Origin of the sequence: Savagea faecisuis (assembly GCF_042675605.1) — a bacterium.
In the GTDB taxonomy this organism is placed as follows: domain Bacteria; phylum Bacillota; class Bacilli; order Bacillales_A; family Planococcaceae; genus Savagea; species Savagea faecisuis.
The window spans coordinates 60,784-78,912 of sequence record NZ_JBHTJF010000043.1; the positions used below are offsets into that span (position 1 = coordinate 60,784).

Annotated in this window: 21 protein-coding genes; 15 read left to right on the forward strand and 6 right to left on the reverse strand. The window is 42.3% G+C overall.

What is annotated here, in order from left to right; genetic code table 11:
- Window position 1 precedes the first annotated feature (1 nt).
- Both ACFQ0V_RS12770 and ACFQ0V_RS12775 read left to right on the forward strand, forming a co-directional pair.
- Window positions 2-676: a response regulator gene (locus ACFQ0V_RS12770; RefSeq protein ID WP_381014297.1), complete on the forward strand. Its 675-nt coding sequence runs from the start codon at window positions 2-4 to the stop codon at window positions 674-676.
- A 100-nt stretch (window positions 677-776) separates the two neighbouring features.
- Window positions 777-1,388 carry a DUF4440 domain-containing protein gene (locus tag ACFQ0V_RS12775; protein WP_381014300.1) on the forward strand — a complete coding sequence of 204 codons (612 nt, stop codon included), beginning with the start codon at window positions 777-779 and terminating at the stop codon, window positions 1,386-1,388.
- A 45-nt stretch (window positions 1,389-1,433) separates the two neighbouring features.
- Here the strand turns inward: ACFQ0V_RS12775 and ACFQ0V_RS12780 are convergent, their stop codons facing one another.
- The 3 genes from ACFQ0V_RS12780 to ACFQ0V_RS12790 form a co-directional block, all read right to left on the reverse strand.
- Complete coding sequence (locus ACFQ0V_RS12780) at window positions 1,434-1,925, reverse strand: competence protein ComK (RefSeq protein WP_381014302.1); 492 nt, start codon at window positions 1,923-1,925, stop codon at window positions 1,434-1,436.
- Window positions 1,926-1,973: 48 nt separating this feature from the next.
- A complete protein-coding gene (locus ACFQ0V_RS12785; protein WP_381014305.1) occupies window positions 1,974-3,146 on the reverse strand; it encodes a M20 metallopeptidase family protein in 1,173 nt (390 codons plus the stop codon).
- A gap of 97 nt (window positions 3,147-3,243) precedes the next feature.
- Window positions 3,244-4,236: a lipoate--protein ligase gene (locus ACFQ0V_RS12790; protein WP_381014307.1), complete on the reverse strand. Its 993-nt coding sequence runs from the start codon at window positions 4,234-4,236 to the stop codon at window positions 3,244-3,246.
- 210 nt (window positions 4,237-4,446) lie between these two features.
- Between ACFQ0V_RS12790 and yhfH (ACFQ0V_RS12795) the strand changes: the two genes are divergently transcribed.
- The 7 genes from yhfH (ACFQ0V_RS12795) (at window position 4,447) to ACFQ0V_RS12825 (ending at window position 7,316) form a co-directional block, all read left to right on the forward strand.
- On the forward strand, window positions 4,447-4,599 hold the full coding sequence (yhfH, locus tag ACFQ0V_RS12795) for a protein YhfH (protein WP_381014309.1): 153 nt from the start codon (window positions 4,447-4,449) through the stop codon (window positions 4,597-4,599).
- A gap of 51 nt (window positions 4,600-4,650) precedes the next feature.
- The gene (yhfH, locus tag ACFQ0V_RS12800; protein ID WP_381014311.1) at window positions 4,651-4,779 is read left to right on the forward strand and encodes a protein YhfH; all 129 of its coding nucleotides are present in this window, start codon (window positions 4,651-4,653) and stop codon (window positions 4,777-4,779) included.
- 76 nt (window positions 4,780-4,855) lie between these two features.
- A complete protein-coding gene (gene yhfH, locus ACFQ0V_RS12805; RefSeq protein WP_381014311.1) occupies window positions 4,856-4,984 on the forward strand; it encodes a protein YhfH in 129 nt (42 codons plus the stop codon).
- Window positions 4,985-5,061: 77 nt separating this feature from the next.
- Entirely contained in the window at window positions 5,062-5,190 is a 129-nt protein-coding gene (yhfH, locus tag ACFQ0V_RS12810; protein ID WP_381014311.1) for a protein YhfH, read from the forward strand.
- A gap of 80 nt (window positions 5,191-5,270) precedes the next feature.
- A complete protein-coding gene (gene yhfH, locus ACFQ0V_RS12815; protein ID WP_381014397.1) occupies window positions 5,271-5,396 on the forward strand; it encodes a protein YhfH in 126 nt (41 codons plus the stop codon).
- A gap of 440 nt (window positions 5,397-5,836) precedes the next feature.
- The gene (gene tnpA, locus ACFQ0V_RS12820) at window positions 5,837-6,235 is read left to right on the forward strand and encodes an IS200/IS605 family transposase (RefSeq protein WP_381014313.1); all 399 of its coding nucleotides are present in this window, start codon (window positions 5,837-5,839) and stop codon (window positions 6,233-6,235) included.
- A 4-nt stretch (window positions 6,236-6,239) separates the two neighbouring features.
- Complete coding sequence (locus tag ACFQ0V_RS12825; protein ID WP_381014314.1) at window positions 6,240-7,316, forward strand: RNA-guided endonuclease InsQ/TnpB family protein; 1,077 nt, start codon at window positions 6,240-6,242, stop codon at window positions 7,314-7,316.
- 233 nt (window positions 7,317-7,549) lie between these two features.
- On the opposite strand, the gene hemY is transcribed toward ACFQ0V_RS12825, so the two are convergent.
- From hemY to hemE, 3 genes are read right to left on the reverse strand one after another with little or no spacing between them, the layout of a single operon-like run.
- Window positions 7,550-8,962 carry a protoporphyrinogen oxidase gene (hemY, locus tag ACFQ0V_RS12830; protein ID WP_449329117.1) on the reverse strand — a complete coding sequence of 471 codons (1,413 nt, stop codon included), beginning with the start codon at window positions 8,960-8,962 and terminating at the stop codon, window positions 7,550-7,552.
- Window positions 8,963-8,980: 18 nt separating this feature from the next.
- Entirely contained in the window at window positions 8,981-9,901 is a 921-nt protein-coding gene (hemH, locus tag ACFQ0V_RS12835; RefSeq protein WP_381014318.1) for a ferrochelatase, read from the reverse strand.
- Between the two features lie 28 nt (window positions 9,902-9,929).
- A complete protein-coding gene (hemE, locus tag ACFQ0V_RS12840; protein ID WP_381014320.1) occupies window positions 9,930-10,979 on the reverse strand; it encodes a uroporphyrinogen decarboxylase in 1,050 nt (349 codons plus the stop codon).
- A 218-nt stretch (window positions 10,980-11,197) separates the two neighbouring features.
- On the opposite strand from hemE, the gene ACFQ0V_RS12845 reads away from it, so the two are divergent.
- The 6 genes from ACFQ0V_RS12845 to ACFQ0V_RS12870 all read left to right on the forward strand — a co-directional run bounded on the left by ACFQ0V_RS12845 (window position 11,198) and on the right by ACFQ0V_RS12870 (window position 18,002).
- On the forward strand, window positions 11,198-11,728 hold the full coding sequence (locus ACFQ0V_RS12845) for an antibiotic biosynthesis monooxygenase family protein (RefSeq protein WP_381014321.1): 531 nt from the start codon (window positions 11,198-11,200) through the stop codon (window positions 11,726-11,728).
- A 127-nt stretch (window positions 11,729-11,855) separates the two neighbouring features.
- Window positions 11,856-12,560 (forward strand): response regulator transcription factor, encoded by a 705-nt coding sequence (locus ACFQ0V_RS12850; RefSeq protein ID WP_381014323.1) that lies wholly within the window; start codon window positions 11,856-11,858, stop codon window positions 12,558-12,560.
- Complete coding sequence (locus ACFQ0V_RS12855) at window positions 12,557-13,615, forward strand: sensor histidine kinase (RefSeq protein WP_381014325.1); 1,059 nt, start codon at window positions 12,557-12,559, stop codon at window positions 13,613-13,615. Before ACFQ0V_RS12850 ends, ACFQ0V_RS12855 begins: the two co-directional genes overlap by 4 nt.
- A complete protein-coding gene (locus tag ACFQ0V_RS12860) occupies window positions 13,560-14,348 on the forward strand; it encodes an ABC transporter ATP-binding protein (protein ID WP_381014326.1) in 789 nt (262 codons plus the stop codon). Before ACFQ0V_RS12855 ends, ACFQ0V_RS12860 begins: the two co-directional genes overlap by 56 nt.
- The gene (locus tag ACFQ0V_RS12865) at window positions 14,345-16,270 is read left to right on the forward strand and encodes an FtsX-like permease family protein (protein WP_381014328.1); all 1,926 of its coding nucleotides are present in this window, start codon (window positions 14,345-14,347) and stop codon (window positions 16,268-16,270) included. Before ACFQ0V_RS12860 ends, ACFQ0V_RS12865 begins: the two co-directional genes overlap by 4 nt.
- A 160-nt stretch (window positions 16,271-16,430) precedes the next feature.
- Entirely contained in the window at window positions 16,431-18,002 is a 1,572-nt protein-coding gene (locus tag ACFQ0V_RS12870; RefSeq protein ID WP_381014330.1) for a fatty acid--CoA ligase family protein, read from the forward strand.
- Window positions 18,003-18,129: the final 127 nt, after the last annotated feature.

Sequence of the window (18,129 nt, forward strand, 5' to 3'; positions counted from 1 at the left end):
CATGACGACGATTTTAATAGTTGATGACCACCAACTGTTTAGAGAAGGCGTAAAACGTATTTTAGATTTTGAAGAATCATTCGATGTCGTTGCAGAAGGTGACGATGGTACGGATGTTATTGATTTATATATGGAGCATCAGCCAGATGTTGTATTGATGGATATTAATATGCCACGTATGAACGGGGTTGAAGCGACAGAACAATTAATTGGTCAATTCCCGGACGCGAAAGTGATCATGCTTTCAATTCACGACGACGAAACGTATGTAACACATGCGTTAAAATCAGGTGCACTCGGCTATATGTTAAAAGAGATGGACGCGGGCGAAATCGTTCAAGCGATCAAAGTAGTTTCGAACGGTGGCTCTTACTTGCATCCGAAAATTACACATAACTTAGTACAAGAATTTCGCCGCTTAAGTGAACGTGAACATAAAGGTTCGTTCCAACAAGCTGAAATTCGCCGCCCATTACACTTATTAACGAAGCGTGAATGTGAAGTACTTCAATTGTTAACAGACGGACAAAGTAACCGCGTAATCGGTGAGACATTGTTCATTTCTGAAAAAACAGTGAAAAACCACGTTTCAAGCATTTTACAAAAGATGAACGTCAATGACCGTACACAAGCAGTTGTTATGGCCATCAAAAACGGTTGGGTAGAAGTGAAGTAAATGAACTTGTAGAAGAGTAACTTTTGTTGCTCTTCTTTTTAATTTTCGTGAACCATTCATAAAAGAGTTATATAATAAAAAGTGAGAAAGGAGAATGAAGATGAAGCGAATGAAATGGTTAGTAAGTATCCTCGCAGTGCTCGTATTAGCTGCGTGTAATAATAGTTCAGATACAGGCTCTGAACACGGCTCCGCAAATGACGGAGAACAGTCGAATCAATTCGGTACGATTGAGCACGGTGTGAACGAAGGAGGTTCGGCACAGCCTGAAGGAACTCCGAAAGAAGAGGAAGGCATCGGCTTTAACTTAGCAGGTGGCGAAGTAGAAGAAGCACAGAACGTTCCAGAAGACGTGAAAGAAGCGGTTAAAAAACAGTTCGCTACCTATTTAGCGACGATCAACAATAAACAAGTGGACGAGCATATCGCGCTTTTATCTCCAAATAGTGAAAGCTTCACTATTGAAGGAGAGCGTGAACATATGACGGCATTGTTCGAACAGTTCGATATGAATTATGAGGCATCAGATGAAACAATCGTAAAATACGATGAAGAGAAAAATGAAGTGCAATTGTACGCGACGATGGCGGTTAGCGTAAAGGAAATTCCGAAAGGTAAGCCAATCGAACGTACAGGACGTCAAGTGACAGTGTTCCAACTTGAAGAAGGCGAATGGAAAATTGTGACGGTCCATTTTATCGGGGATCAATAATATGAAAGCGCGCTACCTTTCTTTTACAGAAGGAGCGCGCTTTTTTTAATTTTTTTGTTTTTTTGACGATTTGTACTGCAATAAAAATTGTTTTCGATTTGATAACATATGTTGGAGTGTAATCCCTTTGACGAATTGACGATTGTACGTATCTTCTGAAATAGGAAGTGCAAAATTCGTTCCATGTTTCGTATACACTTTTTTATTTTTATGGTCAAATCGCAAAACATGTACGGGAGCGAACCAAGCCACTTTCGGATTCGTTGCAGCATGGGTAGGTGTGAACGCTACTTCAAATCCTGCCGGTGTCGGACAAGCGATTGGAACCATTTTCGTTTCACCTAAATATTTCATCGTACGTTGTTGGTGTGCGTCATAAGAACCTGCATATTTACGGATATGCTTCTTCACGATTTGAGTAGGTGAATACGGAACGGTGAACGATTGATACATTTCAATGACACATGTATGTAGTTCATCGGCTTCTCGGTCGTATTTCGGAAGTAAAGCAATCGTTTGAGAAAGAATCGTATACATGAAATATCCCTCCTTTTCTCATATTTTACAAAAAAGGAGGGATAAAATCTACTTCGAAGCTGCGCGTTCAATCGCGATTGTGCCGAGCATCTTAGCAGCGTTAATTAATGATTGTTCATCGATATCAAATTTCGGGTGATGGTGTGGATATTCAGGTCGTCCTGCGATCGCCGCGCCTGTGAAGAAGATGGCACCAGGTTTTTCTTGTAAGAAGTACGCAAAGTCTTCGCCACCTGTGTAAGGGTCACATTCAACGTATTGTAAGCCGAGGTCGTTCGTCGCTCGTTCAACGATGTCGACTCCTTCGTTATGGTTGATGACAGCAGGGTAGCCGTCTCGATATTCGAGTGTAATCGTACATTCGTACATATCACCGAATGCTTCACAAATGCGCGCCATCGATTGTTTGACGAGTTTTTGTGTTTCAGGGTCGAATGTGCGGACTGTTCCTTCAATATGTGCGCTATCTGCGATAATGTTGAATGCATCGCCCGATTCAATTTTACCGAATGTGACGACCGCTGGTTGGAGCGGGTTCACGCTACGTGAGACGACTTGTTGCATTTGAACGACGAGCGTGCTCGCAATGACGAGCGCGTCTTTCGATAAGTGAGGAGCTGAACCGTGTCCACCGTGTCCTTGAACGTGGATGAAGAAGTGGTCTGCTGCCGCCATAATTGCGCCTTTACGACATTCAATCGTACCTGTTTCATTCACTGCCCATAAATGTGTCGCGTACACTTCGTCAACATCATCTAACACTCCAGCGCGCACCATTTCAATCGCGCCACCTGGAGCCATTTCTTCCGCGTGTTGATGAATGAAGACGAATTCGCCTGCAAGTTCATCTTTCAACGCATGTAACGCTTTTGCGATATGTAATAACGTAGACGTATGTCCATCGTGTCCGCAAGCGTGCATCACGTTCGGAACAGTAGACTGATACGGCGCATCGTCTTTTTCGTCTTGTAAAGGCAACGCATCGAAATCAGCGCGCAATGCGATCGTTTTACCAGGCTTCGCACCTTTCAAACGTGCGACTAATCCGTTTTGACCGATAGGGTGGTCGTATTCGATTTGTAATGCGTCATAAAAGTCTTTAATATATTGGACGGTCTTTGTCTCTTGGAAAGAAAGTTCAGGGTGCATATGCAAATGACGGCGCACTTGTACGATGTCGTCTTGCATTTGATCAATGAGTTGTGAAAACTTTTGTTGCATAAAAAATCATCCTCCTAAATATTCAAACTACTCTTACATCATACGCCTTTAAAATAAAAAGTGCACGCTGTCGAATTGACTGCGTGCACTTTTGACGTTAATAAATGAGGTTGACAAACTCTTCTTCTGTAATCCCACCGAGCAATTTTTCGACTGATAGTGGTTCGATTGCGGCTAAAATAGCTTCGCGACTGTACGTCGTACCGACTAAAGCTTTTTCTAAATCCGCCACTTCACCGAGTCCGAAGAAGTCTCCGTAAATGTGAATGTCTTCAATCGTTCCTTTATTCACTTGGAGGCGGACGTCGATGCCACCGACAGGGAAGCGGTGGGAGTGTTGCATGTTGAACTTCGGTGAACGACCGTAGTTCCATTCCCACGTTTGGTAACGCTCCTTTGATAATTGATGAATATTTTCCCAATCTTGTTCAGTAAGAGGTGCATATTGAATATGCTCTTCGCCACCGAAAATCGATTTTAAAATTTCCATGCGGAACTGTTCGATCGTCATATCTTCTTCCATATAGTCTTTAATATTTGTGACACGGCTACGAATCGATTTAATTCCTTTCGATTCGATTTTATCTTTTTTCACGCGGAGCGCTTGGACGACACGTTCAATTTCTGTATCGAACATGAGCGTACCGTGACTGAACATACGACCTTTCGTCGCGAATTGCGCGTTGCCTGAAATTTTCTTGCCGTCGACTAAAATGTCGTTACGACCTTTCAATTCTGCTTTCACACCCATTTTGGCGAGCGCTTCGATAACAGGTTGGGTAAATTTCGCGAAGTTGCGGAATGAGTCACCGTCATCTTTCGTTAAAAAGCTGAAGTTTAAGTTGCCGAGGTCGTGATAGACAGCGCCACCGCCTGATAAGCGACGGACGACATGAATTCCGTTTGCATCGACGTACTCCGTATTTACTTCTTCTACTGTATTTTGGTTTTTCCCGATGATGATCGAAGGTTCGTTGATGTAGAACAGTAGGAAGGAATCGACATCAATATCCATATTTTTTAAAACATATTCCTCGATTGCTAAATTTATTCTAGGGTCTGTAATCCCTTTGTTATCAACGAAATACACGTAAATCTCCTCTTTCTATTTTCAGATTTTTAAAAAAGTTTTATAAAAAAGGTTGACAGATGAAATGCTGTTATATTACAATGTGAAACAAGAAGTTAAATAAATCACAAATGATTCCGCTTTCAATTATCTGACGATTATGAACATTGCTTCAGATGAACGACAGCATACAATAGTATTGTACATCATTTCGAATAGGAGTGAAAATGGATGACTCAACGAATCGTTCAAATTTTCAATGACTCAAGACCGAAGACGTGTGCAACATGTGGAACTGAAATTGACGAGTTGCATAATAGTTACGCAAATGAATGCGAAGCATGCAGCACGATAGGTTTTATTTTTTTACACCACCTGTACTAATACATTCAATGAAAACATAAAACAGACTATAACAAAAGGGAGTTGTCCATTATGAAAACAGAAAGCATCGTTCAATTTTTCAAAAACTTACCGCCGAAACAATGCGCAACATGTGGCACGGAGATCGAAGAAATGCATGAGTGCTACTCAAACCAGTGCGAAACGTGCAACAACTTATAATATTTTTTTGAACCACCTGTACTACTACATTCGATAAAATAACAAAACAGACTATAACACAAGGGAGCTGTTCAATATGAAAACAGAAAGCATCGTTCAATTTTTCAAAAACTTACCACCGAAACAGTGTGCGACATGTGGCACAGAGATCGAAGAAATGCACGAGTGTTACTCAAACCAGTGCGAAACGTGCAACAACTTATAATATTTTTTTGAACCACCTGTACTACTACATTCACTAAAACAACAAAACAGACTATAACACAAAGGGAGCTGTTCAATATGAAAACAGAAAGCATCGTTCAATTTTTCAAAAACTTACCACCGAAACAGTGTGCGACATGTGGCACAGAGATCGAAGAAATGCACGAGTGTTACTCAAACCAGTGCGAAACGTGCAACAACTTATAATATTTTTTTGAAACATCTGTACTACTACATTCATCATAATCGAGAAACAGACTATAACACGAAAGGAGTTGTTCCTTATGATGACAGAAAATATCGTTCAATTCTTCAAAAACTTGCCACCGAAACAATGTGCGACATGTGGCACGGAAATCGAAGAAATGCACGAGTGCTACTCAAACCAATGCGAAACATGTAATAACTTATAATATTCACACACCTTTCTGTAAAAACAAACATGAGACTACGTTAGTAAACAGTATATGACAGGGAGCGGAAGAGATGGGGATCCTTCGCGCTCAACATAATTGAAACGTTTTACATAGGAATGGGAATGAATGGAACGATTGGGGAGTCGTTTCATTCGGTTACACAAAACAAATGGGGATTTGAAAGCTATCTTTGCTGGGGAGCGAAGATAGCTTTTTTGCGTTGAAAAGTTCATCTTCTATTCATCTTCACTTTTTACAGATACTCCGAACGAGAAAGCCCATTACGGTGCGATAGCGCCCCCTTTAGGGATGGGATGATAGTGAGGTCAAATACGAAGAACCACTTTTAACCGTAAGGTTTTGTGGTGCTTCAAGTATTTGAAAATTCCTTTCGTATTTTTGTTGCAGTTAATGGTACAAACTGATACAATAAAGTTATGGAAAATTATAGAAGAACAACCACAACCGTTTCGTTAATTAATTATCATTTTGTCTTTTGTCCTCGATACAGAAGAAAGATATTTCTTAATGATAAAGTAGAACAGAGATTCAAAGAAATGGTGTACGAAACATGCGAGTCAATGAAGGTAAAAGTGATTGCTTTAGAGTGCGACAAAGACCATACTCATATGTTTCTTAATGCACCACCTACATTAAGTCCTTCAAATATCATGGCAAAAATTAAAGGAGTGACATCTAAACAGTTGCGAGAAGAATTTCCGCACCTACGACACTTGCAGAGTTTATGGACACGTTCTTATTTTGTTTCTACTGCTGGAAATGTATCAAGTCAAACGATAAAGCGATATGTTGAACAACAAAAAACAAGGGGGTGAAAATATGTCGCAAACAATCACTGTAAAAATTAAATTGCTACCTACTAAGGAACAGGCTGTAATTTTGACTGAAATGAGTAGAACATATATTTCAACAATCAACGACCTTGTATCTGAAATGGTAAAAGAAAAGAAAAGCACTAAGAAAACAAGCAAGAACGTTGATGTATCTTTGCCAAGTGCAGTAAAAAACCAAGCCATTAAAGATGCTAAAAGTGTTTTCAAGAAGGCGAAGAAAACAAAATTCGAAACAGTTCCAGTTCTGAAAAAACCTACATGCATCTGGAATAATCAAAACTATTCTTTTGACTTCACTCATATCTCCTTGCCTCTCATGATTGACGGTAAAGCAAAGAAAACACCTATTCGTGCCTTGTTGGTTGATAAAAATAACCGAAATTTCGATTTGCTTAAACATAAATTAGGTACATTGCGTATCACAAAAAAGGCGAATAAATGGATGGCACAAATTTCCGTAACTATTCCTACTACTCAAAAAACAGGATTGAAGATCATGGGAGTAGATTTAGGACTAAAAGTACCTGCTGTTGCTGTGACCGATGATGAGAAAGTGCGTTTCTTTGGTAATGGTAGACAAAATAAATTCAAGAAAAGGAAATTCCGTTCGGTTCGTAAAAAATTATCAGAAAAGAAAAAGTTAAATGCCATCCGTAAAATAAACAACAAAGAACAACGTTGGATGGAAGATAAAGACCACAAAGTAAGTCGTGCGATTGTTAATTTTGCTATAAAGAATAAAATATCTGTCATTCGCTTAGAACGATTAGCAAATATTAGACAGACGACAAGAACAAGTCGTAAAAACGAAAAGAATTTGCACACATGGTCATTCTATCGCCTATCTCAATTCATTGAATACAAGTCTAAATTAGAAGGTATTAAAGTTGAATATGTTAATCCTGCATACACAAGTCAAATATGCCCTAAGTGTTCCGAAAGAAACAAAGCACAAGATAGGAAATACAAGTGTAAATGCGGATTCGAAGGGCATAGAGATATTATTGGTGCAATGAATATTCGTTATGCACCTGTGGTTGATGGTAAAAGTCAATCAGCATAGGGAACTATATGTTCTGCCCTATGAGGGGTAATGAGATACCCTCATCTTGAGGACTGTTTAAAACAGAAATGGACTGCGAACGCTTAGTCACTCAAGAATCCCACCCGTTAAACCGTAAGGTTTAGGGCTTGCGTCTTTAGACGTGGGAGTCTCAAAATAGAACATAATAAAAGAAAGATATAAAAAATGGACTGGTATGCAATAGAGGATGCTCTATTGAACCAGCCCATTCTTTATGAAAAGCTTTGAATAATGCGTGTCGCTGCGGCTTCACCTTGATCGATACAATCGGGTAAGCCGACACCGTCGTAAGAAGCACCTGCTAATTGGACCATCGGGAAATGCTCCTGCAGTTGCGCTCGTGCGTGTGCGACGCGTTCTTTATGTCCGACACGGTATTGCGGTCGATCTTTTTTGAAGCGAGTGACGATGTGGAAATCTGGATCGCCTTTAATGGTAAAGATTTTCCCTAAATCGCGCTTCGCAATGTCGACGAGTTGTTCGTCACTATACTCGACGAAATGCTCTTCACCGACACGTCCGATGAAGGCGCGAAGCAATACTTTGCCGTCAGGTGTCGTCGTCGGCCATTTGCGGCTCGTCCACGTACACGCTGTAATGTCATAGTTGTTTTTCTTCGAGACGAGGAAACCTGTCCCATTTTGTTCTTGAACGACTTGGTCTGCATTGTACGCAAGGGATACAGCGACTGTTGAAGTCGTCGGAATCGTCGCGATTTCTTGCAATATATCGTGACGTTTCATAATATCTCCTGCGATGCGGTGACTCGTCGTTAAGACGACGTCGTCTGCTTGAAGGACTTGACCGTCACTTAATGTAAGTGTCGCTCGGTCTCCCGTACGTTCGATATCTTGAACGCTCGTGTTCGTCAAGAAAGTCACATCCGTTAAATGTGCTTCTAACGCTTCGACGAGTGTGCTCAAACCGTTACGAAACGTATGGAACGCACCTTCTTTTTTCGAGCTATGACTATCTTTTTGTGGCAATTGTTTCGATTTCGATTTACGCATGCCGAGAATGAGACTGCGATGCTTCTTTTCCGCTTGAACGAACTGCGGAAACGTCGCTTGCAAACTCATATAGTTAATATCTCCTGAATAGACGCCAGAAAGTAAAGGTTCGATTAAATTTTCGACCACTTCCTTACCGAAACGTCTGCGGAAAAACGGTCCGACTGCTTGATCACCTTTCACGCGTGAACGAGGCATGATGAAATCGCCCGCTGCGCGTAATTTACCGAGCCAAGAGAAGAGCTCTGTCGTAATAAAAGGAGACAATTCTGTCGGAATTCCCATGACCGAACCACCTGGAATCGGGTGAAGGCGATCATGTAGTAAGACGAATGCTTGACCTGTCGCATTGCGCACAAGTTGATCGTCAATTTGTAAAGCTCGTGCTAAACGTTCGACTGATTTTTTGCGGATTAAAAAAGAGTCCGGTCCACGTTCGATGACAAAACCGTCACGGCGTACCGTTTCGATTTTACCGCCGAGCTTATCACTCGCTTCGACGACTGTAATTTCGAGTGGAAGACCGTGTTCGCGCTTCGCTTCTTGTAAGTAAAAAGCAGCTGCTAAACCGGTAATTCCTCCACCGACAATGACGACTCGTTTCGTTTCAGTCAATCGGATCACGCTCTTTCTTTATAGTTTCAAAACAGCATCAGCCATCGCATCGATGAATAATGGGTCAGTGTTTGGCATAGATGGACGGTAGTAGTTCGCACCGACTTTATCACAGACGACTTTACATTCGTAGTCGTTGTCGTACAGAACTTCTAAATGGTCTGACACGAAGCCGACTGGCGCATAGACGAATGCTTTATAGCCGTGCTTTTCGTGCAATGCTTCTGTTAAGTCTTGCACGTCTGGGCCGAGCCAAGGATCAGGTGTATTCCCTTCACTTTGCCAACCGATTTCGTACGTTTTAATACCCGCAGCATCTGCGATAAGTTTTGCTGTTTCTTTTAATTGTTCTGGGTACGGGTCACCCATTGCGATAATTTTTTCTGGAAGTGAGTGAGCAGAAACGATGAGACATGTTGCGTCACGTTCTTCGTCTTCTAAGTTCGCATACACTTCTTTTAATTCATTTGCCCAAAAATCGATAAATTTCGGCTCGTCGTACCAGCTTTCGACCGATTTGATCGTCATGCCGTATTTTTCCGCTTCTTCTTTCGCACGTCCGTTGTAAGATTTTACAGAGAACGTAGAGAAGTGCGGCGCAAGTACGATTGACTCGATTTGTTCGATGCCGTCTTTTGACATTTGTTCAATCGCATCTTCGATAAATGGTGTAATATGTTTTAATCCGACGTAGACGACGTATTCTTTTTCGTCTTGTACGGCGTTTAGTCGTTCGCCGAGTGCGCGCGCTTGATCGTCTGTAATCGTCGCAAGTGGTGAAATACCACCGATTGCTTCGTAGCGGTTTTTTAAATCTTCGAGCTGTTCAGGCGCTGGTGGGCGGCCACGTCGAATATGTGTGTAATACGGTTCGATGTCTTCTTCTTTGTACGGAGTTCCGTACGCCATGACGAGAAGACCTACTTTTTGCTTCGTCATAATTACCTCTCCTTACCTAAGCTTGGATTTATTTGCGTAGTTGTGCGCTATATTCGTGAACGAATGCCGTTAAGCGTTTCAATGTATCAGGATTTACACTTGGGAACACACCGTGTCCTAAGTTGAAAATGTGACTTCCGTTTGTGCCGTGTGCGACACCTTGTTCAACAATGCGTTTCGCTTTCGCTTCAATGACAGACCAGTCTGCAAGTAAGAGTGATGGATCTAAGTTCCCTTGGACAGGTTTTGTAATGCCGCGAGCTTCCGCTTCTTGAATTGGTAAGCGCCAGTCGAGACCGACAACGTCTACTGGAAGGTCCTGCCAATCGTTCGCTAAATGGCTTGCGCCGACACCGAATGTAATGAGTGGAACATTTAATGCACGGAGGCGTTGGAATAAACGCGTCATCGTCGGTTTAATGAAGATACGGTAATCTTCTACGCTCAATGCGCCAACCCATGAGTCGAAAATTTGAATCGCTTTCGCACCTGCTTCTACTTGAGCCGTAATGTATGTGACCGTCATTTCTTCAAGCTTGTCCATAAGCGCATACCATGCTTCAGTTTCTGTAAACATGAATGATTTCGTAATGTGGTACCCTTTTGAAGGACCGCCTTCGATCATGTAGCTCGCTAATGTGAACGGAGCTCCTGCGAATCCGATTAACGGAACGTTCAATTGCTCTTGTGTTAACATGCGAATCGTTTCAAAGACATATGGAACATCGTCTTCTGGAGAAAGGTCACCTAAGTTGTACACATCTTGTACCGAACGAATCGGGTTTGAAATGACAGGGCCGACGCCTGATTTAATTTTCACATCGATGCCGAGTCCTGGTAAAGGTGTGACGATATCTTTGTACAAAATCGCCGCATCCACATCGTATTGGTCCACTGGAAGCTTCGTCACATAAGCACAAAGCTCAGGTTGATGCGTAATCTCCTCTAATGAATACTTCTTTTTAATCTCGCGATACTCAGGTTGAGAACGCCCAGCCTGTCGCATAAACCATACCGGAGTATGATCAATCTTTTCACCACGTGCTGCACGTAATAACGTATCGTTAAACTTTGTCATAAAAAGTCTTCCCCTCTTTCATTCATAATAAAGAACAATTGACAATATACGCTTAACACTATAATTGTTCTAATCTATATTGTATAGACAAAGCGCCACATTGTCATAAAATTGTGCTTAACGTCGTTCACATTGTATTTGAGAAAGACGTTTATTTGTGTTGCAGTTAGGGAATGTATATCATATAGCAAAACTGTAATTTAGAGGGGGCAGGACTTATGACAAAATTTTATATGACGACAGGAACGCGTAACTTTTTGAAAAAAGCGCAGGAGAAAAATGACGAACTCATTTTATCTCATGGGTCAGGACATTCTGTACTCATGCATGAAACGAATGGTCCGTCTGTTTTTCAAACACCGCGTTCGTATGAAGTGATCGCTTCAGTAGGTGAACTTGAGAAAATTGGTTATTTCGTATTAAACAATATTCCAGTGACAGATGAAGGGCGTCCGATTTTTGAATATCGCTTTAAAAACAATACGAGCAAACTACAAGACCACGTTGGCTTTATCGCATTTCGCTTACTCCGTCCTATCAATTCCGATACGTACATCGTATTGACTGAATGGTCGGATCCGAAGTATTACGACTTATGGAAAAACTCACGTGACTTCGCACAATCTCATAAAGAAGATAAACAAGCGCGCGGCACGTCTATTTACGCATCGAAATCTTATGTGACGACGTATCGTACACGTCCGATCGATGAAGAAGAACATGCGGAAGCAATTTCCGAAGAAGAATAAGATGAATTAGAGCCTCCACTTTGAAAAGAGTGGGGGCTTTTTGTCGCAACTAAAGGGTAGCGCTAGCCGTCTAAATGAAGGACACGGTATAATAGAAACAAATGAACGGAAGAAAGGGGATCACTCGATGGAAAAACATCGAATTTTTATCGTAGAAGACGACCTGAAAATTGCTGAATTGCTTGCGGATACGCTGCGAAAGTATCAATACGACGTCGCGATTGTCGACGATTTTGACCGCATTACAGAAGAAGTGCTCGATTTTGAGCCTCATTTAATTTTATTAGATATTAACTTACCTTCGTACGACGGCTATTATTGGTGCCGTCAGTTACGTCAACATACGACTTGCCCGATTTTATTCATTTCAGCACGCTCGGGAGAGATGGATCAAGTATTCGCGCTTGAAAATGGAGGAGACGACTTCATTACGAAGCCATTTCATTACGAAATTGTGCTCGCTAAAATACGCAGTCATTTGCGCCGCTCGTTCGGAGAGTACGCGTCGAATCAGTCGGAACGCATCATTAAATGCGGTTCCCTCCATTTATACGTTGAACGAATGGAATTGCATAAAGAAGAAACGATCATTCCGCTTCAGAAAAAAGAATGTTCCATCTTGCATTTATTAATGGAAGACGAACCGAAAGTCGTATCGCGTGAACGGTTGCTAGAAGAGTTGTGGGACGATCAATCATTCGTGGACGAAAATACGTTAAATGTCAACGTCGCTCGCGTCCGTAAAAAATTGAGTGACTATGACATCGTCTCTCAAATTGAAACTGTGCGCGGGGCGGGGTACCGTTTCGTACTCGATGAGTTAGAGCGATGAAAGCTGTTCAACTATTTATAAAAGAACATGTGCCACTTGTTTTATTCCAATGCGGATTGCTTGGGTTCATTTTGTTATTGTATTGGCTCGACGGATTTCGCGACATGTATACAGCGGCGTACGCGTTCATTCTCGGCATCGTCTTTACGTTCGCTTTTTTGCTCGCGAAATACATTTTACGACGCAATTTTTATACGAAAATCGTTGAAAAACCAGCTCATATGGAAGATTTATTAATTCGTCATTCGACGACACCCGAGCATTTGGCAACGACGCAATTTATGCGGAAGTCGTATCGTCTTTATCAAGGAGAAGTGCAACAACTATACGCAGCGCAAAGTCGCCAACTTCATTTCATTAACCAATGGGTGCATCAAATGAAGACGCCGATTTCTGTGACGAGTTTGTTGTTGCAACAGGAAGAGATTAACGTAAAAAGCATTCAAGAAGAGCTCGATAAAATGCAGCGTGGTTTAGAAGCGGTGCTCGTTCACGCGCGTCTCGATACGTTCGAGGAAGATATGCGTATCGAAGCGGTACCGTTACGCCAACTCGTACAAGGAGTCATCTCGGAACATAAACGTTTATTCATTACGAACGGTGTATTTCCAGTCGTCGATATTGACGAATCGATCGTCGTCGCGACTGATGTGAAATGGATTAAAATCGTCTTCGCACAATTTGTGACGAATGCGGTGAAATATACGTTTGAAAAAGGGAAGAAAGTGTATTTTTCAGCCGAACAAACAGCGGAAAAGGTTAGCTTCTCTGTACGAGATGAAGGAATCGGTATTCCACAGTCTGACATTAATCGCATTAAAAAACCGTTTTTCACTGGAGAAAACGGCAGGTTAACAGGAGAGTCGACAGGAATGGGGTTGTACATCGCTGCGGAAGTGTGCGAACGTTTAGGACATACTTTTCATGTCGATTCAGAAGTCGGTGTCGGTACGACGATGACGATCGACTTTACAGTGGAGCGGAAGGAGGAGCGCATAGATGGAGAAAAAGACAGTCGTGAAATTACAAGAGATCACGAAAATTTACGAGAGTAAAGTGATGCACCGCGCGCTCAATCGTCTCGATTTTGAAGCGAAAGAAGGCGAGTTTATCGCCATTATGGGACCGTCTGGGAGCGGGAAAACGACACTGCTCAACATTATATCAACGGTCGATGAACCGACATATGGCACGGTAGAAATTGACGGCATTAACCCTGAACAGTTGTCAGAAGAAGAACTAGCGATTTTCCGCCGGAGACAATTCGGCTTCGTCTTCCAAGAAATTCATTTACTTCAAATGTTATCAGTGGAAGAAAATATCGTCTTGCCGTTGACGCTCGATGCAAAACCGGTTGACGAAATGGAAAAGCGACTAGCCCGAGTTTCAGAAGCGCTCGACTTGGATGAAATTTTACAAAGACGACCGCATGAATTATCTGGCGGACAAGCGCAACGAACAGCTATCGCAAGAGCGCTCATTCACCGTCCGAAGCTCATTTTAGCCGATGAACCGACCGGAAATTTAGATTCGAAGTCCGCTCGTGACGTACTTGAACTACTTACCGCAATTAACGAACGGGAGAAGACGACGATGATTATGGTGACGCACGATCCAGTTGCGGCAAGTTATTGCGACCGTGTCTTGTTCATTAAAGATGGTGAATTTTTCAATGAAATTTATCGCGACGTCAATCGTCAAACGTTTTTCCAACGCATTTTGAACGTTTTATCATTGCTCGGTGGTAATGTGCACGATTTACGGACGATTCCAGGTGATTTCCGATGACATTTCGCCAGTTTGCTTATCGGAACGTCATACGGAACCGACGCATTTACGCTGCCTTTTTTATGGCGAGTGTTTTTTCCGTCATGGTGTTCTTTTTATATTCGATGTTGTTATTCCATCCGTCGATAGAAGATAGCTTTTTACAAGAAATCGCCTTCGTCGGTATGGGATTAGCGGAAGTGACGTTATACGTCTTTACGCTCTTTTTCTTATTTTATTCGATGCGTGCTTTTTTACAGGCGCGTTCGAAAGAGTTCGGTATTTTAATTCACCTCGGTATGGCGAAAAAACAACTGTCTAAGCTCATTTTTTTAGAGACGATGTTGATCGGAGTGTCAGCGATTGGTGTCGGGACGTTTCTCGGGTTTTTATTTTCGAAGTTTTTCTTCATGATCGTGCGAGAAATCGTCCGTTTGCCCGCCCTGCCTTTTTACTTCGCTTGGCAGCCGTTCGCGTTAACGGTCGGGGCTTTTTTAAGTTTATTTGCGATCATCGCATTTATCGCACCGTCGTTCATCCGTACAGAGCGCATCGAAAACTTATTAGATGAAGTCGATTATCAAACGACGACACATTCGACGTCTCGTGCGTATCTCGGGATGTTTTTATTAGCGTCAGCTTATGCATCGGCTGCGCTTACGAATGATGTGCTCGTCATCGGGCTCATCTTTTTATTACCGCCAATTGCGACGCTTGGTACGTATTACTTTTTCACAGACTCGTTACCTTTTTTGTTTGAATTGTTACGTTCGCGCAAGTCGCTCTATTGGCGTCATTTTAACTTGTTGTCTATTAATGAAGGAATCGCTCGTTTAAAAGAGAACGCACGCATGTTTTTTATCGTCACAATCGTTTCAACTATTGCGTTCATGTCCGTCGGGATACTCGCTTCCCTCACGTCATTTGCTTCGCAATATCGCGAAGTGAATCCGCTCGGAATCGTCTACAAAAGTGAACCGGACAATCCGTTCGAATATGCGCATGTGACGATGTTAGAAGAGGAACTGAAAGAGCAAGAAATCGGTTATACGCTTGTACCATTCACCGTTTTGAAACAGACGTCTTCGATGACGACACATGACGTGACGATCTTAAAGGAAAGTGATGTGAATATTTTAGCGCGTGCTTCGTATACGATGCCTCTCCAACTAGAAGAAGGAGAAGCTAGATTTTTACCTGCGACCGCAACGGCAGCACAACGTTTAGATAAACGGGTGACGCAGACAGAGTTAATGCCGAGTCAACTGCCAGTCACGATTTCAGGCGTATACGGCAGTCATCTTTTCCCAGCGAACGCGCACGGTTTAAATGCGATTATTTTAAATGATTATGATTACGATCGCATCCGTTCGGAAGTGCCGAAAGAACAAGCAGTCGCCTATACGTATTACGCCTTCCACATCGACGAATGGCAAGAGACGACAGGAATTGGTACAGTACTCTCTGGCATCGTGAGCGGTTCCGTCGTCAACAATACGTACATTCCGTTCACTTTTGAAAACCCAGGGGCGAACTATTCGATTTTACGTACGACATTCTCACTATTACTCTTTATCGGTTTATTGTTAGCGGGTGTGCTCTTTTTAGCAGCGGGAAGTTTCATCTACTTCAAACTGTACACATCGCTCGAACGAGATAAAGCGGAGTTCGATGTGTTGAGAAGGCTCGGCATGACAGATCGTGAATTTAAACGAATCGTCACCCGTCAATTAATGCCACAATTTTTCTTTCCGTGGGGTGTCGCACTATTGCATAGTGCGTTCGCTTTCATGTCGCTACAAGTTATTTGGGACGTGCTTGCGGAAATTTCAATTGCGAAGGAAATGTTTATCGTCCTCGCTGGATTCACGATTTTACAGTTCGTGTACTTTTATTTGATCCGTTGGCGTTATCTTTCACACGTACGCTCCTCATCTTTATGAAAAATGGAGCGTACTTTTTTGTTTAAAAGACAAAAATCTAGGTTATAGGAGAAAAAAGAAGGCAAGAGACATAAAGAAGTTGTCACGATGTTACTTTTTGGATATAATGAAGAAAGAAGCGAATGAACAATCATTCATTTTTACAAGGAGGGTGATGGAAGTGAATTTAATCGATTCAGTACATGAGCGTGCTGTGCAACAACCAGAGAGAATTGCCTTTGAATTTTTGGGGAAGAAAACATCTTACGGTGAGTTCGACGGGGCTGTTGCACGTTTCGCTTATGCATTACAAGAGCATGGTGTAAAACGTGGTGATCACGTAGCGTTACTCGTCGGAAATACCCCACATTTCTTAGTGACGATGTATGCGGCGTGGCGAATTGGGGCAGTTGTCGTACCGGTGAACCCAATCTATACAGCGAATGAAATTGCGTATATCGTTCAAAACAGTGACGCAACTGTCATGGTCGCACTTGACCAGTTATTCCCGCTATTCCAACAACGTCAAGTATTATTCCCGAAAGTAGAAACACTCATCGTCTGTGAGACGGATGAAGCGTCGACGAAACAATGTACCCAATTGGAAGATCGCGCGTATTTCTTTAATGATTTAATGAAGGTGGACGGAGCGGTGACAGAGGTTCTTGATATTGACAAAGATGAAACCGCTGTCATTTTGTACACGTCAGGAACGTCAGGACAACCGAAAGGCGCGATGTTGACGCACGAGAACGTTTACTCGAACGCGCGCGATATCGGAGTCTATTTAAAGATGGTTCCAGAAGACCGAGTCATTGCGACGTTACCAATTTTCCACGTTTTCGCATTGACGGTCGTCGTCAACGCTCCACTTTTAAAAGGAGCGACAATTATTTTAGTACCGAAGTTTAGCCCGAAAGAAATTTTCCGCATCATTCGTGAAGAGAAAGCGACAGTATTCGCAGGAGTACCGACGATGTACAACTTCCTCTACCAATATGAAGATGGAACGAAAGAAGATTACGAATCGATTCGTCTTTCCATTTCAGGCGGAGCGTCACTTCCTGTCGCTCTACTTCACAATTTTGAGAGAAAGTTCGATACCCGCATTTCAGAAGGTTACGGTTTATCAGAAGCATCTCCTGTCACGTGCTTTAACCCGATCGACCGCGAACGTGTGCCAGGCTCGATCGGACTTTCAATCGTCAACGTCGAAAACAAAGTAGTGGACCACGCAGGGAATGAAGTGCCAAAAGGTGAAGTCGGCGAGTTGATCGTCCGTGGCCCGAACGTCATGAAAGGCTATTATAAATTACCTGAAGAAACAGCGATTGCTTTGCGCGATGGTTGGTTGTATACGGGGGATATGGCGCGTGAAGATGAAGAAGGATATTTCTACATCGTCGACCGTAAAAAAGATATGATCATCGTCGGTGGATTTAATGTGTACCCGCGTGAAGTAGAAGAAGTATTTTACGAACATCCAGAAGTCGTCGAATGTGCTGTTATCGGTGTACCAGACGATGACTTCGGGGAACAAATCCAAGCGTACGTCGTCGTCAAACAAGGTAGCGATTTAGATGAAGAAGACTTACTCGCTTACTGTAAAAAGCATTTAGTCAAATATAAAGTACCTTCTGTCATCCATTTCTCAGAAGAGTTACCGAAAAACGCAACAGGTAAAATTTTGCGCCGCAGCTTGCGTGACCGCGTCGTAAAACGAATCGAAGCATTGCGTGAAAAGCGTAAATAAAGAGCGAAACTAACTCTCGTTAAGGGAGTTAGTTTTTTTCTGTCACGTTTGTCGAAAATTAGTCCAAATTATTAGAAAATTGATGTATAATAGTAAAATCGAAATAAATTGGTGAACATTACGTGAT

What these genes read in the sequence shown, in the direction of transcription:
- ACFQ0V_RS12770 (WP_381014297.1), top strand. Translation starts at nt 2, where the DNA reads ATGACGACGATTTTAATAGTTGATGACCACCAACTGTTTAGAGAAGGC.
- ACFQ0V_RS12850 (WP_381014323.1), top strand. Translation starts at nt 11,856, where the DNA reads ATGGAAAAACATCGAATTTTTATCGTAGAAGACGACCTGAAAATTGCT.
- ACFQ0V_RS12785 (WP_381014305.1), bottom strand. Translation starts at nt 3,146, where the DNA reads ATGCAACAAAAGTTTTCACAACTCATTGATCAAATGCAAGACGACATC.
- yhfH (WP_381014311.1), top strand. Translation starts at nt 4,651, where the DNA reads ATGAAAACAGAAAGCATCGTTCAATTTTTCAAAAACTTACCGCCGAAA.
- tnpA (WP_381014313.1), top strand. Translation starts at nt 5,837, where the DNA reads ATGGAAAATTATAGAAGAACAACCACAACCGTTTCGTTAATTAATTAT.
- yhfH (WP_381014311.1), top strand. Translation starts at nt 4,856, where the DNA reads ATGAAAACAGAAAGCATCGTTCAATTTTTCAAAAACTTACCACCGAAA.
- ACFQ0V_RS12865 (WP_381014328.1), top strand. Translation starts at nt 14,345, where the DNA reads ATGACATTTCGCCAGTTTGCTTATCGGAACGTCATACGGAACCGACGC.
- hemH (WP_381014318.1), bottom strand. Translation starts at nt 9,901, where the DNA reads ATGACGAAGCAAAAAGTAGGTCTTCTCGTCATGGCGTACGGAACTCCG.
- ACFQ0V_RS12775 (WP_381014300.1), top strand. Translation starts at nt 777, where the DNA reads ATGAAGCGAATGAAATGGTTAGTAAGTATCCTCGCAGTGCTCGTATTA.
- ACFQ0V_RS12845 (WP_381014321.1), top strand. Translation starts at nt 11,198, where the DNA reads ATGACAAAATTTTATATGACGACAGGAACGCGTAACTTTTTGAAAAAA.
- hemE (WP_381014320.1), bottom strand. Translation starts at nt 10,979, where the DNA reads ATGACAAAGTTTAACGATACGTTATTACGTGCAGCACGTGGTGAAAAG.
- ACFQ0V_RS12825 (WP_381014314.1), top strand. Translation starts at nt 6,240, where the DNA reads ATGTCGCAAACAATCACTGTAAAAATTAAATTGCTACCTACTAAGGAA.
- ACFQ0V_RS12855 (WP_381014325.1), top strand. Translation starts at nt 12,557, where the DNA reads ATGAAAGCTGTTCAACTATTTATAAAAGAACATGTGCCACTTGTTTTA.
- yhfH (WP_381014397.1), top strand. Translation starts at nt 5,271, where the DNA reads ATGACAGAAAATATCGTTCAATTCTTCAAAAACTTGCCACCGAAACAA.
- ACFQ0V_RS12780 (WP_381014302.1), bottom strand. Translation starts at nt 1,925, where the DNA reads ATGTATACGATTCTTTCTCAAACGATTGCTTTACTTCCGAAATACGAC.
- yhfH (WP_381014309.1), top strand. Translation starts at nt 4,447, where the DNA reads ATGACTCAACGAATCGTTCAAATTTTCAATGACTCAAGACCGAAGACG.
- yhfH (WP_381014311.1), top strand. Translation starts at nt 5,062, where the DNA reads ATGAAAACAGAAAGCATCGTTCAATTTTTCAAAAACTTACCACCGAAA.
- ACFQ0V_RS12860 (WP_381014326.1), top strand. Translation starts at nt 13,560, where the DNA reads ATGGAGAAAAAGACAGTCGTGAAATTACAAGAGATCACGAAAATTTAC.